The sequence below is a fragment of the Chryseobacterium sp. JV274 genome (assembly GCF_903969135.1).
Taxonomy (GTDB): domain Bacteria; phylum Bacteroidota; class Bacteroidia; order Flavobacteriales; family Weeksellaceae; genus Chryseobacterium.
The window spans coordinates 2,957,111-2,970,237 of record NZ_LR824569.1; the positions used below are offsets into that span (position 1 = coordinate 2,957,111).

Annotated in this window: 10 protein-coding genes; 6 read left to right on the forward strand and 4 right to left on the reverse strand. The window is 36.2% G+C overall.

Features of this window, described 5'->3' with window-relative positions:
• The first annotated feature begins 577 nt into the window (after positions 1-577).
• From CHRYMOREF3P_RS13600 to CHRYMOREF3P_RS13620, 5 genes are all read left to right on the forward strand, one after another.
• Positions 578-3,403, forward strand: a complete 2,826-nt coding sequence (locus tag CHRYMOREF3P_RS13600; protein WP_180564839.1) for a TonB-dependent receptor — start codon at positions 578-580, stop codon at positions 3,401-3,403.
• 9 nt (positions 3,404-3,412) lie between these two features.
• Positions 3,413-4,711: a DUF5690 family protein gene (locus CHRYMOREF3P_RS13605; RefSeq protein WP_180564840.1), complete on the forward strand. Its 1,299-nt coding sequence runs from the start codon at positions 3,413-3,415 to the stop codon at positions 4,709-4,711.
• An 11-nt stretch (positions 4,712-4,722) separates the two neighbouring features.
• Positions 4,723-5,877 carry a TIGR03364 family FAD-dependent oxidoreductase gene (locus CHRYMOREF3P_RS13610; protein WP_077413177.1) on the forward strand — a complete coding sequence of 385 codons (1,155 nt, stop codon included), beginning with the start codon at positions 4,723-4,725 and terminating at the stop codon, positions 5,875-5,877.
• Between the two features lie 7 nt (positions 5,878-5,884).
• Positions 5,885-6,553, forward strand: a complete 669-nt coding sequence (locus tag CHRYMOREF3P_RS13615; protein WP_077413178.1) for an HAD-IA family hydrolase — start codon at positions 5,885-5,887, stop codon at positions 6,551-6,553.
• 408 nt (positions 6,554-6,961) lie between these two features.
• Positions 6,962-8,815 carry an alkaline phosphatase family protein gene (locus CHRYMOREF3P_RS13620; protein ID WP_180564841.1) on the forward strand — a complete coding sequence of 618 codons (1,854 nt, stop codon included), beginning with the start codon at positions 6,962-6,964 and terminating at the stop codon, positions 8,813-8,815.
• A gap of 75 nt (positions 8,816-8,890) precedes the next feature.
• On the opposite strand, the gene CHRYMOREF3P_RS13625 is transcribed toward CHRYMOREF3P_RS13620, so the two are convergent.
• Genes CHRYMOREF3P_RS13625 through CHRYMOREF3P_RS13635 form a run of 3 tightly spaced genes read right to left on the reverse strand, consistent with a single transcriptional unit; the run spans position 8,891 to position 11,216 of the window.
• Positions 8,891-9,376 (reverse strand): GNAT family N-acetyltransferase, encoded by a 486-nt coding sequence (locus tag CHRYMOREF3P_RS13625; RefSeq protein WP_077413180.1) that lies wholly within the window; start codon positions 9,374-9,376, stop codon positions 8,891-8,893.
• A 14-nt stretch (positions 9,377-9,390) separates the two neighbouring features.
• Positions 9,391-10,806, reverse strand: coding sequence for a PLP-dependent aminotransferase family protein (locus CHRYMOREF3P_RS13630; RefSeq protein WP_077413181.1), 1,416 nt, complete (start codon positions 10,804-10,806; stop codon positions 9,391-9,393).
• A gap of 41 nt (positions 10,807-10,847) precedes the next feature.
• Positions 10,848-11,216, reverse strand: coding sequence for a hypothetical protein (locus tag CHRYMOREF3P_RS13635; protein WP_180564842.1), 369 nt, complete (start codon positions 11,214-11,216; stop codon positions 10,848-10,850).
• Positions 11,217-11,543: 327 nt separating this feature from the next.
• Between CHRYMOREF3P_RS13635 and CHRYMOREF3P_RS13640 the strand changes: the two genes are divergently transcribed.
• On the forward strand, positions 11,544-12,164 hold the full coding sequence (locus CHRYMOREF3P_RS13640; protein WP_180564843.1) for a helix-turn-helix domain-containing protein: 621 nt from the start codon (positions 11,544-11,546) through the stop codon (positions 12,162-12,164).
• 73 nt (positions 12,165-12,237) lie between these two features.
• Here CHRYMOREF3P_RS13640 and CHRYMOREF3P_RS13645 read toward each other — a convergent pair whose 3' ends face one another.
• Positions 12,238-12,942: a hypothetical protein gene (locus CHRYMOREF3P_RS13645; protein WP_180564844.1), complete on the reverse strand. Its 705-nt coding sequence runs from the start codon at positions 12,940-12,942 to the stop codon at positions 12,238-12,240.
• Positions 12,943-13,127 lie beyond the last annotated feature (185 nt).

Below are 13,127 nucleotides of genomic sequence, written 5' to 3' on the forward strand. Positions count from 1 at the left end.
TTATTTGACTTTGTCATTCTGACGAAGGAAGAATCCTATTTACATTCAATAGTATAAAATTCTTCATTGCATTGCATTCAGAATGACAATTCTAGAGTAGAATCAATCTCATTGATTCTTTATGAGTACACGCATCACAAGAACGCTTCATCAGCGACAAAGTCGCAACCTTTGCATCCTTATAAATATACTGTTAGAATCATTAAACTTTGCGTTTAAAATAATAATCATTTTACTCATTCTTCTTCAATTTTTGATTTCCAGACAAAACAAAAGTTTACAAATATGCAATTTTTGATTTTCTACTTTCTCCCAAAATGAACGAAATATGAACCAAAACACCCCTATTTTAGATCAATTTCCCATTGAATAACTATAAAGCAATATTTATAAAAAACGTTGTGTGAACAAACTCTATCTCTGTTTTATTCTATTTTAAAAGATCAATTTCAATGGTTTCCAAAGTAAAATAGTCGTAATAAACAGTGTCTATTTGTTAAACAATACTTAATACAGAATATTTATATATATTAAAATTATTAGCTTGATTTGCATAAAAAATTTAATATATGTAAAAATGAAAGCAAATTTAGAGAAATTACTTACCCTTGTTTTTGTCTGTTTCATTGTCTTTGTTTCAGCACAGAAACAGTTAATTATAGGAACTGTTCTGGACGACAGCCAGCCTCTCCCCGGGGCCACAGTCAAAATAAAAGGCTTATCTAAAAATATAGCGACTGATATTGAAGGAAAATTTACCATCAATGATATCAAAGAAGGTCAGTACACGCTACAAATCAGCTACATCGGATATGAATCTACAGACATCAATGTAGATCTGAAGCCAGAACAAACGGTTGATTTGGGAATCATCAAACTTTCCCAGCCCCGAAAAAACATTGATGAAGTAGTCGTTACCAGAACGCTGAAAAATACGGAAGCAAGAGCGTTGAATCTTCAGAAAAATGCAATCAATATTACCAATGTCATTGCCTCTGACGGAATCGGAAAGCTACCGGACAGAAATGCGGCAGAGACCGTACAGCGTGTACAGGGAGTTTCTATTGAAAGAGACCAGGGCGAAGGAAGATTTGTTTCTCTGAGAGGACTTCCGCCATTCTGGGCTTCTACAACCATCAATGGAAACAGACTTCCTACCGCTGAGGAGGAAACAACATCAAGAGCAACAGCATTCGACTTTTTTCCTACGGAACTGATCTCGTATGTACATGTAAACAAGTCTTTTACCCCAGACATGGAAGCAGACGGAATTGGTGGTGGTGTCAATTTTATCACCAAGACTCCGCCAATGAAAACAGAATTCAAAGCAACTATTGGAAGTGGATATAATGCTAAAGCTGATAAAGGAGTTTACAACCTTGGATTTTTATATGGAGGAAGAACGAAAGATAAAAAATTCGGGTATTTATTCAACTTTGCCCATTTCATCAGAAACTGGTCTACAGATAACTTTGAAGCGAGGAGAAGTGGTGACGAAGGTGTTTTCAGACTGGAACTTCGTGATTATAACGGAGTAAGAAAAACAACAGGGATCAATACGGCTTTTGAATATGTATTGTCTCCAAAAACTACTTTCTATTTAAAAGGAATGTATGGTACATTATCGGATGATGAAACCCACTACAAACATAGAATCCGATTTGATAAATTCAGCAGCGCCAACAATACAGCGAGAGTAGAGCTTCAGAATATCCACAATTTATTAATTACAGAGCTTACTTCTGTCTCTTTGGGAGCCGTTCATAATTTAAATAAAGGAAAAATCGACTGGGACTTATCTTACTACGACAACAAATTCAAGTATGGAAACATTCCTGATAAACAGAACAATTCCTATTATGTCATCAAGTATACCCAATCTGGTGTAGGGATCAATCCAGATTACATTTCCAATCATGGAAATGGTCCCAGAGCCTACTGGAAAGCCGATGGCGGAAAATTAGATTATAAAAATCCGGATGCTCTGTTTAGTTTCTACAGTGATCCGAATTTTAAGATGGATGCTTCCCAGATGAGATTTACAGATCTTGAGTTCTATAAAGTTTTTGTAGAGGAAAAAGACAAAATCGTAGCAGCATTCAACCACGAAATTAATGCATCTGATAAACTGACCTTAAAATATGGTTTTAAATACAGAGATAAAGAACGTAATGCAAAGTTCTCTGATATTTTCTACAACTGGAACAATGGTACTGCCCCACTTCTGTCTGAGTATTCACAATATATCACAACACAGCCCAATGGACCGAAATATTTAAGTGAAATGAATGCTCATATCGGCAATACTTTTGGACCCGTACTTTCTACAACAGGAATGAACCAGTTCTGGTATCAGAATCAAGGGAATCTAAAGATTAATACGGCTGATTCCGAAGCACTGCAGTACAATAAAGCATTAGGAAGAAATTTTGATGTCTTTGAAAAACATGCAGACGCTTACGGGATGGCAACCTATAAACTGAATGATAAGATCATCATTTTAGGAGGAATCAGATTATCAAATACCAATACCAAAGTAAGAGGATACAGCGTAAATGATGATGTACTGACTCCAGTAGAAAACACCAAAAACTATCTGGCTATTCTTCCGATGATTCACTTGAAATATACATTAAATGATAAAACCAACCTTCGTTTTGCTGCGACTAGAACTTTCTCAAGACCGAACTTTGGAGATCTCACCCCTGGAGGAACTTATATTGAAGCAGACAATGAGTTTAAAGGAGGAAACCCAAATCTTAATCCTACCTATTCTTTGAATTTTGATTTGATGGGAGAATATTATTTCTCCAACGTAGGGATTCTGAGTGGCGGCGTTTTCTATAAATCGATTACAGATCCTATTTTTCAGGATTCTTTTATCGGAAATTATAACGGAATTACGGGTGTACAATTTACAGCACCTAATAATGGAAAAGCAGCATGGCTTGGAGGTATTGAACTTGGAATTAACAAAAGATTCGACTTCCTTCCAGGGTTTTTACAATACTTCGGAGTACAGCTGAATGCTACATTCATGACCTCTGAAATGGAGAAGCCAAGCGGAAGAACGGTAGCACTGCCCTATCAGGCAAAAGAATTATACAACGCACAGCTTTTCTTTGAGAAAAAAGGATTCAATGCAAGGCTGGCTTACAACTATAAAGGAAAGTATGCTGTAGAATATGCTGAGGAAGATATCAACGATTCTTATTATGGTAAATACAGCAATCTTGATTTCGGAGGGTCTTATCAGTTTACAAAATATCTGACTTTATATGCAGATGTAAACAATATTCTGAACAAACCTCTGATCTATCACTTCGGTAAAAATGAAGACCGCCCTGAACAGGTAGAATATTACGGAGTACGATTCAATCTTGGAGTAAAACTGAACTTCTAAACCATTATCATGGCCAGAACCATCAATAAAAAAACATTAGTAACACTGAAAGCCGCTTTTGCTGCTTTTGGTGTTTACTTCTGCATGTACGGCTTCAGAAAACCTTTTACTGTAGCTTCTTTCGAGGGATTTTCCTATTTCGGAGTAGATTATAAGATTCTGATTATTATTGCGCAGGCAGTAGGCTATTTTATTTCAAAATTCATCGGGATCAAATTTATTTCTGAGCTGAAACCACAAAAAAGACTTACTTATCTGTTTGTTTTTATTGCCATTGCAGAGCTTGCCCTGTTAGGATTTGCAGCGGTTCCTGCTCCTTACAATATTATATTTATGTTTATCAACGGGATTCCGTTGGGAATGATCTGGGGAATTGTTTTCTCTTACATCGAAGGGAGAAAAACCACGGAAATCATCGGTCTGTTTTTATGTTCAAGCTTTGTCGTTTCTTCAGGATTTACAAAATCCGCAGGAAAATTTTTAATGGATACGTTCTCCATTTCCGAGTTCTGGATGCCGTTTTCAGCCGGACTTATTTTTATTATTCCATTGATTCTTTTCGGGCTGCTTCTTGAAAGAATTCCCCAACCTTCAGAAGAAGACATTTTGCTTAAAAACAAAAGACAACCGTTGAACGGCAGGGAAAGAAAAGCACTGATCCAACAGTTTTTTGTTCCCATCATGTGTATTATCTTTTTATATATCAGTTTAACGGTTTTAAGAGATTTCAGAGATAATTTCAACCGTGAGATCTGGGACGGACTGCATTTTACTTTTGACAGTTCCATTTTCACTTTAACGGAAATTCCTATTGCGGTGATGGTCCTTTTGATCTTCAGTTTCATGGTCAAAGTAAAGAACAACAAAAAAGCATTTGCCTACTATCACTATATACTTTTCATAGGAATTCTAACAGTAGGGCTTTCTACTTATCTTTTTCAGCAGGGCTCTTTATCTCCTTTTTTATGGATGACGATTTCCGGCTTCGGAATGTATATCTGTTATATTCCTTTTAACGGAATTTACTTTGACCGGATGATTGCCGCTTTTGAAATCAAAGGAAATGTAGGTTTTCTCATTTATATTGTAGATTCATTCGGGTATCTGGGAAGTGTTCTGATTCTTTTGTATAAAAATTTTGGTTCGGCTCAGACTTCATGGTTAAATTTCTATATCAACTTAAATTACATCATCACCGTTACCGTTTTCATTCTTTCGGTGATTGCTTTTCTGGCTTTCAGAAATAAATCAAAGCCAAAATCAAACTCTAATCAATTCATCAATTTCGATACATCGAAAATTTTATAAATTATAATACAATGACAACAAAATTTGATTTAATCGTTGTAGGAGGTGGAATTTTAGGAACATTCCATGCTTATCATGCGCTGAAGAAAAATCTTAAAGTAGCTTTACTGGAAAGAAATTCTGTTCCTCAGGGAGCCACTGTAAGGAACTTCGGACAGGTAGTACCGTCCGGAATGGATCTGAAATGGCAGAATTTCGGAAGAGAAAGTCTCACCATATACAATGAACTTCATACCCAGGCGGATCTTACCATCAGACAAAACGGATCTGTATATATCGCATCCAATGATGAAGAGCTTCAGCTGATTGAAGAGCTTTATGAAATCAACAGAAACAATGATTATGAATCTATTTTATTATCAAAAAATGACTGCGTTAAAAAATATGACGGGCTCCGTTCGGATTATTGTAAAGGAGGTCTGTTTTTCCCTCAGGAACTTTCAGTAGATTCTGCAGATATGATTGTAAAACTTCACAAGCTGCTTCAGGAAAAAATGGGACTGCAGATTTTCTACAATACAACGGTTCTTGAAACCCATGAAGATGATCAGAAATGTACAGCTGTAACTGCAGACAGAATGGAATTCAATGCATCTAAAATCATCATCTGTGGCGGACATGAGTTTAAGACTTTATACCCTAAAGTATTCAATGACAGTGATCTGGAAGTCAGTAAACTTCAGATGCTTCAGACCAAACCGCAGGGGATTTATTCGCTTCAGGGAAATATTCTTACCGGTCTTTCTGTCAGGAGATATGAATCATTCAGCGAATGTCCTTCTTTCCAGAAAATCAAGGCTTTAGAAGACCCGATTTCTTTTGAAAAGAAATACGGAGTTCATATTTTATTCAAACAGGCTCTTGACGGTTCTGTCATCATTGGAGATTCTCATGAGTATGCCGATGCTAAAAATGCGGATGATCTTGGATATGATCTTAATATGGAGATTGATGAATTCATGATTCTTGAGGCTAAAAAAATCATTGATCTTCCCACGTATGATATTCAGAGAAGATGGTTCGGAATTTATTCTCAGTGCAAAACCAAAGATATTTTTGAACACAGCCCATCTGCCAATATTCATATTGTAACGGGTATTGGAGGAAAAGGAATGACAGGAAGCGGTGGCTTCTCAAAATTTAATATTGAAAAAATTTACGCTTAAAATTTAAATGAAAAATATAGAATTATTGGTTCTGGATATGGCCGGAACAACAATTGATGAGGATAATGTAGTGTACAAAACACTTACCAATGCCGTGAATGATTACGGCTATGTGGTAAGTCTGGAAAAGGTATTATCCAGCTGTGCCGGAATGGAAAAACTGGAAGCCATCACAAGTCTTTTAAAAGAAATTAATGGCAATGAAGAGGACGCTCCCGCAATCTTTGAGAATTTCTCTGATCAGCTTAAAGAGTCTTACAAAAATCTTGAAGTAAAACCCATCACCGGAACGGAAGATTTCCTTCTCAGCATGAAGTCTCAAAACAAAAAAATCGTTCTGAATACGGGATATACATCTGAAATCGCTCATCAGCTTTTGGATAAACTCAACTGGAAAGAAAGTATTCATTTTGATGCTTTAATTACTGCGGATGATGTTTCGGAAAGCCGTCCAAGCCCTGAAATGATTCATCTTGCGATGAAGAAATTCAATATCACTGAAGCACATAAGGTTTTAAAAGCGGGAGATTCTGTTATTGATATTAAAGAGGGCAAAAATGCAGGCTGCGGACTTACGGTAGCCGTTCTTTCCGGAGCTCAGACCCGATCAGAACTTAAAAAAGCATCCCCTGATTATATTCTAAATACAATTTCTGAGGCTGAAGATCTTCTTTAAACACATCTTTTTCAAACTAATTTTTAGTACTTCTTTACACAAATGTTTTCAAGGCAAATCATTGGAAACGTTTGTGTTTTTACCACCCCGTCAAATTTCCAATTTGACAGAGGTTTTCACAAAAGCCAGATAATTTCGCTTTTGTCATTCTGACGAAGGAAGAATTTTATTGATTTACGAAACATTAGATTCTTCACTACATTTCATTTCGTTCAGAATGACATTTTTGAAACAGCCTCCATTTAGTACAATCAATTGAAGATTTTAGAAAACTTTTTTCTGGAGCTTTTTAATTATCAATTAATTAATTTTCAGTTCATAAATATTTACAAATAGTAAACTAATTTTACAATAGTTAAAAATAAATTACTATTTGTAAACTTTTATATTTCAAAAACTCTTTTCCCTATGAAAACAAAACTATTCTCAATGGCTGTTGTAATGAGCTGTTTCCTTGGAGCTCAGACCAAAAAAGTACTTTTTATCGGTATTGACGGTTGCCGTGCAGACGTAATGATGTCTACTCCTACTCCCAACATTCAAAATCTTATCAGTCAGTCGATATATTCTGTCGACGGGCTTTGTGCTGCCACTACCTGGAGCGGAAACGGATGGAGTACGATGCTTACCGGTGTATGGCACACCAAGCATAATGTTCAGGACAATAATTTTACAAGCCCGAACTACGTCAATTATCCTGACTTTTTAACAAGAGCTGAAACTTACAATCCTGGTCTGAGAACTATTTCTCTCGCTCATTGGGCACCCATCAACGATAAAATTATCCAAAACGCTGATGTAAAAACCAATCTGGCAACAGATCTTGCAGTGAAAAATGCTGCTGTAACTGCTTTGCAGAATGATAATCCTGATATTCTCTTTGTAGATTTTGACGATGTAGACCACGCAGGACATTCTTACGGGTTCTCTTCCACCGTTCCTCAATATGTATCTTCTATTAAAACAACAGATACTTACATTGGAGAGATTGTTGCAGCGATGAAAAACAGACCTTCTTATAACAATGAAGACTGGCTCGTAGTTCTTACTACAGATCATGGTGCGGTAGACAGCTCTCATGGTGGTGGAAATCTTTCTGAAAGAAATATTTTTACAGTATATTCTAATCCGGGATTTACTCCTCAGCAGATCAGCAAAACCGTTCTGGAATCCAATAAAACATTTAATCAGTTGAATTTTCCAGCGGGAACTTATGCAAAACCATCTAACCAAACGCCTTTTAATTTTGGTGCCAATCAGGATTTTACCATTGAATTTTGGGTAAAACCTAATGCAGCCTATTCCAGTGATCCGGTAATGATCAGTAATAAAAACTGGGCTAATGGGAAAAATAAAGGATTTGTTTTCTCAGGATATTCCGGGCAGACATTCAAGATGAATATTGGTGATGGTACCAGCAGAATAGATCTTGTTGGCGGAAAAGTGGAAACCAATAAATGGAAGCATATTGCTGCCAGCTTTGACAGAGACGGCCTTGTAACGCTGTATGAAGATGGTGTTCCGGTAACTTTTGCTAAAATGAATACGATCGGAAATATTGATTCCGGGCTTCCTTTAACTTTAAATCAGGATGGAACAAATACTTATGGAATCAATCTGGCGGCTTCTTATAAAGATGTAAGAATCTGGAAATCGGCTCTTCCTAATGATGTGATTGTGAATTGGGCTAATCAGGATATTACGGCTTCACACCCTTATTATTCTCAATTATTAGCCAACTGGAAATGTAATGGAACTTCAGGAAATACATTGACGGATTCAAGTCCAAATGCTAATAATATGTCAGTAACAGGTTCTCCTACTTATAATACCGGTACGGTTAATAACTTTAAGGTGTATGATTATACTTCAACGACAAGAGAAACAGATCATTTCCCTACTGTATTGAACTGGCTTTGTATTCCGGTTCAGTCTCCATGGGGAATTGACGGCGTGAACAGAATTCCGGCATGTTCCAAAGAAGTATTGGCATCAAAAGAGACGAAGGTCATCGCTGATGATTTTAAAGTATATCCCAATCCTGTTTCAACATTCATCGGAATCCAGTACAAGTCTGAGGATAAGGAAATTAAAGTAGAAATCATCGACAGTAAAGGAGCGATTGTTTCAACATCACATTTACAGTCTTCAAGAGAATATTACGATGAAAAAATAAATATCGGAAATCTTCCGGCAGGAATGTATTTTATTAAAATCAACGGAAGTAAAAAACCACTGACCCAGACTTTCATCAAGAAATAAAACAGTAAAGCAATTAGATTTAAATTTTGATATTAGAACAAGGATATTCCTATCCGAGTTCTAATATTTTTTTTGTTATATCTTCAAATCCAGCTCCATCTGCACATCTACACGGTCATATCCTGCAGCTACAATAGGTACATGTTTAAACCCAAGCTTTTCATAAAGTTTTATTGCAGGAACCAGCACAGAGTTTGTTTCCAGAACTACTTTTTCAGCATTCAGGCCTCTTGCCAGATCTACTAATGTGGCTCCCAGTAAATATCCTATTTTTTTACCCTGAGCTTTAGGACTTACCGCCATTTTTGACAGCTCAAAAGTAAGAGGTTCCTCTTTCGCTTTCACCAATGCACAAGTTCCTACAGCTTCATTATTTAACAGGGCAAAAACAATATGCCCTCCTTTATTTAAAATATGTTCTTCCGGATTATCCAACAGCTTATAATCACTGGCTTCCATCACAAAGAATGTTTTGATCCACTCTTCATTTAAAGCTTTGAAAGCTCCTTTATACTGAGGTTCATAGGCTACAATTTTTACTTCATTATTATTATCATTCATCGCTATAAGGTTTATTAAATTCTGTTTTTTATCATTTTTCCGAGCTTTTCAAGATCACTTTCCACTCTGTCTGTCCATTCTAATGCATAATTCAGACGCATACAGTTTTGGTACTGATTATATTGTGAAAACATTCTTCCCGGGGCGAAATTTACTTTCTGACTGACAGCCGCATCATAAAGATCTTCTGTACAGATTCTCTTATCAAGTTCCAGCCACAGCATAAAACCTCCTTTTGGTTCGGAGATTTTGGTATTGTCCGGAAAATATTCAATCACTGATTTCTGAATTTGAAGATAATTGGCGTAGAGTTTCTTCCTGAACATTCTCAGATGATGGTCGTACCGTCCGTGGGCAAGAAAATCTGAGATTACATCTGAAAATAATGACGGACTGGAAACCGTCTGAACGAGTTTCTGACGGATAATTTTATCTTTAAACTTCCCGGGAGCCACCCATCCCGTCCTAAAACCAGGAGCTAATGTTTTGGAAACAGATCCCACCCACATCACAATTCCTGCTTCATCATAAAATTTACAGGGTTTGGGTCTTCCTGCACCAAAATAGATGTTTCCGTAGACATCATCTTCAATCAGCGGAACATTCTGCTCGGTAAGCATTTTTACCAGTTCTTTTTTATTCTCATCAGGCATCTGGAATCCTAGCGGATTGTTATAGTTTACCACAAAACAACACGCAGACAGCTTTGGAAGCACTTTTTTTAAAGCATCCAGATCTACCCCTGTAATAGGATGAGTAGGAATTTCTACGGCCTTCAACCCTAATAAATGAATGGCCTGAAGAATTCCAAAATAAACCGGGCTTTCCACCGCTACGCAATCTCCCGGCTTAGTAACTGCCATCAGACAATTATATACTCCATTCATTGCTCCGGATGTAATTACCAGGTCATCTTCTGTGATTTTCCCTTCCATTACCATCGCCCATTTTGCTATTTCACGCCGAAGCTGTTCACTTCCCTGTACCGATTCATAATTGACTCCGCTGTCACTTTTCCTCTTCACCACATCAATCATGCATTTTTTCATCTTGGCTACCGGAAGAAGGCTTTTCCCGGGAATTCCCAGAGCAAACTGCGTTACATCAGTACCGGCAATCGTCCCGAATACTTTATCAAAGAGATCCTCAGGCGTATTTTTTCCTTCCGAATGCTTCATTTGAGCTACAGACGGCAGGGCAAGTTTCCGCTGGGAAGTCTGGCTTACATAATATCCGTATTTAGGACGTGATTCTACCAGAGACCTGCTTTCAAGCTCCATATAAGCCTGTTTTATGGTATTCAGACTTACGTTATATAACTTCTGGGCACTTCTCAGCGAAGGCAGCCTGTCTCCAAACTGCAGGGTTTCACTTTTGATCTGCTCTGTGACAGAGTTTGCTATTTTAAGGTACAGAACATCTTTTGGCATTGCATTACGGTTTTAAGTAAATGTACAATTTTATCATGGCTTTATTCAAGATTCAGCCAGCTGACCATTCTTCTTATACTGCTATTCAATTGTTCTGAATCCCTGAAATTAGGGGTACTATTATTTTTAAAATATCTTTCAGCACGGGAAAAGAAATTTCTCTTTTCAGATTCTGTTATTCTGTTTTTATCATAGATTATGAAAGATATTTCATCCTTTTCATTCACAATAAGACTGGCAAATGCAACGGTCTCATTTTTCTTTTTCGCCAACATAAAAGGAAGTCCGAAATTCGGGTCTACTTTCTTTACTTCTTTCATTTGCAGGAAAATCTTTTTCAGTTCAGGCATGTCCGAAATATATGCTTCGGCATACTGAATCTGCTCCTGAGGTTGAACCATCATTTCCATAAGTACTCTTCTTGTTTAACAAAATTATGGAGTCTTTAAGTTTGGATACAGATACAGAACTATACAATATTCTGGGTACAGATTTATACTCGCAGGAATTTGTGATAACGAAAGAAAAACAGTTCCACAAACAGCATAGAAAATTGATATTATAAGGAACTTCATTTGTAGCAGTTTGTATTCTTAAAACAAATTATGCAATCTCTATTCATTCTCTGAAATATTGTGATACCAAATGGTTGCTTATCGTTGAGTTGCACAGAATTGCAAATATTTTTATCAATCATTTATTCGCATTATCTATATTTGCAAAAAATTTTAGACAACATGAGCTTCTTTGGAAGTAATATTAAGAAAATACGACAGGTTAAAGGATTAAGCCAAAAGGCCTTTGCAGACTTGTTTGATTTAAACAGAGGGGTAATAAGTTCTTATGAGGAAGGACGTGCAGAACCAAAAATAGAAACAATACTGAAAGTTGCCAATCATTTTAATCTTAATCTTGATAAATTTCTGACAGAAACCCTGCAGTCAAACCAATTGGGAAGTATTTCAAGCACTGATCAGCTCATGCTTTTCCCGGAATTGACTCATCAGAATGATAAGGAAACGCAAGTAACAACGGAAAATAAGAGTCTCAACACATCAATACTGCAAAAAATATTAGCATCCGTTGATTTGATCTATGAATTTACTATAGAAAAGCATCTATTACCACAATATCAATACGGAGATGTTATATTTCTGAATAAAGCTGATCTGACAACAGACTCTATTGATAATCTATTAGTTCACATCAATGGAAATTTTCAACATTCAACTGATAATCAATTAACAAACAAAAAAAATAAGGAATACTATAAGGTTGTAGGATATGTTTCTACTACTGAAAAGAATATTTTTGACAGCATCTTTGAAAGACTGGAAAGGCTGGAAAATAAAGGATAGCCCGTCAATCATACAGGAAATAAAAAATCCCTATGCATTTGATTGTATAGGGATTTTTATGAGCTATCATATTTTATTTAAAATCGTTTTCTTCAATACCCTTATTATAATACAATTCCACGAGGTTGGCTCCCTGATTTCCACTTTCAGAAACAAAAGTAGATTGAGTGGCATACCAAAGATCACCGAACTTCTTGTAATCACTTTGTAAAACCGTTGAAAACGTATTCTTTTCTCCATTTTCAACAGTTTCTTCTTTGCTTAGAAAGAATGATTTCACATCATAATACAGATAAGTCACCTTTCCTGTTACATAGGTCGCTTTTATTTTATAATATATCTTATCAGGATTCTCATCAATAAGTTCAATTTTGTACAGTTTAGGATCTATGTAGGCTAATTCATTGATGATATATTTCCTGTCAGCTTTATCTTTGAATTCATCAGGATCAGCCAGTTTTCTCTCACCATTAACCAACTCATATCCTGTTTTCCCATCAAACCAGGATCTGTATACGATCCTTCCCTGATATTCAATCTCAAAACTTCCTTTGTTAGGCACCATTTCTTTTGTGATCCAGTTTACCTTACGGCCGTCCATTACCGTTTCTGATTTGGAATAAAGTGTTTTTATGCTGCTTAAAAGCTTTTTTCCTCCTTCTGCCTGAATGGCTTTTTCAATAATTTCCCGGGCTTTTTTCTCGTTGGTTGTCTGTGAGAATAATTGATGAGAAGCAGTTATCATCGTAACTGCTAAAACGGTATTCAATAATTTCATGGTTGTTTTATTTCTGAAACAAATGTACCAAAAGCAGCCTCAATTTTTTAATTATTTAAAATTATTTGTAATCAAACCCATCTTCGTCTTGGCATTAACAAGTATTTAAAGCTGGAAACAACCGTTAAAGGCATCTTATTAATATATAAAATATGACAAGTTGTGCTTACCAGACATAAAAAATC

Excerpts from the sequence above, each read along its gene's own strand:
- CHRYMOREF3P_RS13600 (WP_180564839.1), top strand. The coding sequence starts at position 578 with ATGAAAGCAAATTTAGAGAAATTACTTACCCTTGTTTTTGTCTGTTTC.
- CHRYMOREF3P_RS13615 (WP_077413178.1), top strand. The coding sequence starts at position 5,885 with ATGAAAAATATAGAATTATTGGTTCTGGATATGGCCGGAACAACAATT.
- CHRYMOREF3P_RS13605 (WP_180564840.1), top strand. The coding sequence starts at position 3,413 with ATGGCCAGAACCATCAATAAAAAAACATTAGTAACACTGAAAGCCGCT.
- CHRYMOREF3P_RS13635 (WP_180564842.1), bottom strand. The coding sequence starts at position 11,216 with ATGGAAATGATGGTTCAACCTCAGGAGCAGATTCAGTATGCCGAAGCA.
- CHRYMOREF3P_RS13620 (WP_180564841.1), top strand. The coding sequence starts at position 6,962 with ATGAAAACAAAACTATTCTCAATGGCTGTTGTAATGAGCTGTTTCCTT.
- CHRYMOREF3P_RS13645 (WP_180564844.1), bottom strand. The coding sequence starts at position 12,942 with ATGAAATTATTGAATACCGTTTTAGCAGTTACGATGATAACTGCTTCT.
- CHRYMOREF3P_RS13610 (WP_077413177.1), top strand. The coding sequence starts at position 4,723 with ATGACAACAAAATTTGATTTAATCGTTGTAGGAGGTGGAATTTTAGGA.
- CHRYMOREF3P_RS13630 (WP_077413181.1), bottom strand. The coding sequence starts at position 10,806 with ATGCCAAAAGATGTTCTGTACCTTAAAATAGCAAACTCTGTCACAGAG.
- CHRYMOREF3P_RS13640 (WP_180564843.1), top strand. The coding sequence starts at position 11,544 with ATGAGCTTCTTTGGAAGTAATATTAAGAAAATACGACAGGTTAAAGGA.
- CHRYMOREF3P_RS13625 (WP_077413180.1), bottom strand. The coding sequence starts at position 9,376 with ATGAATGATAATAATAATGAAGTAAAAATTGTAGCCTATGAACCTCAG.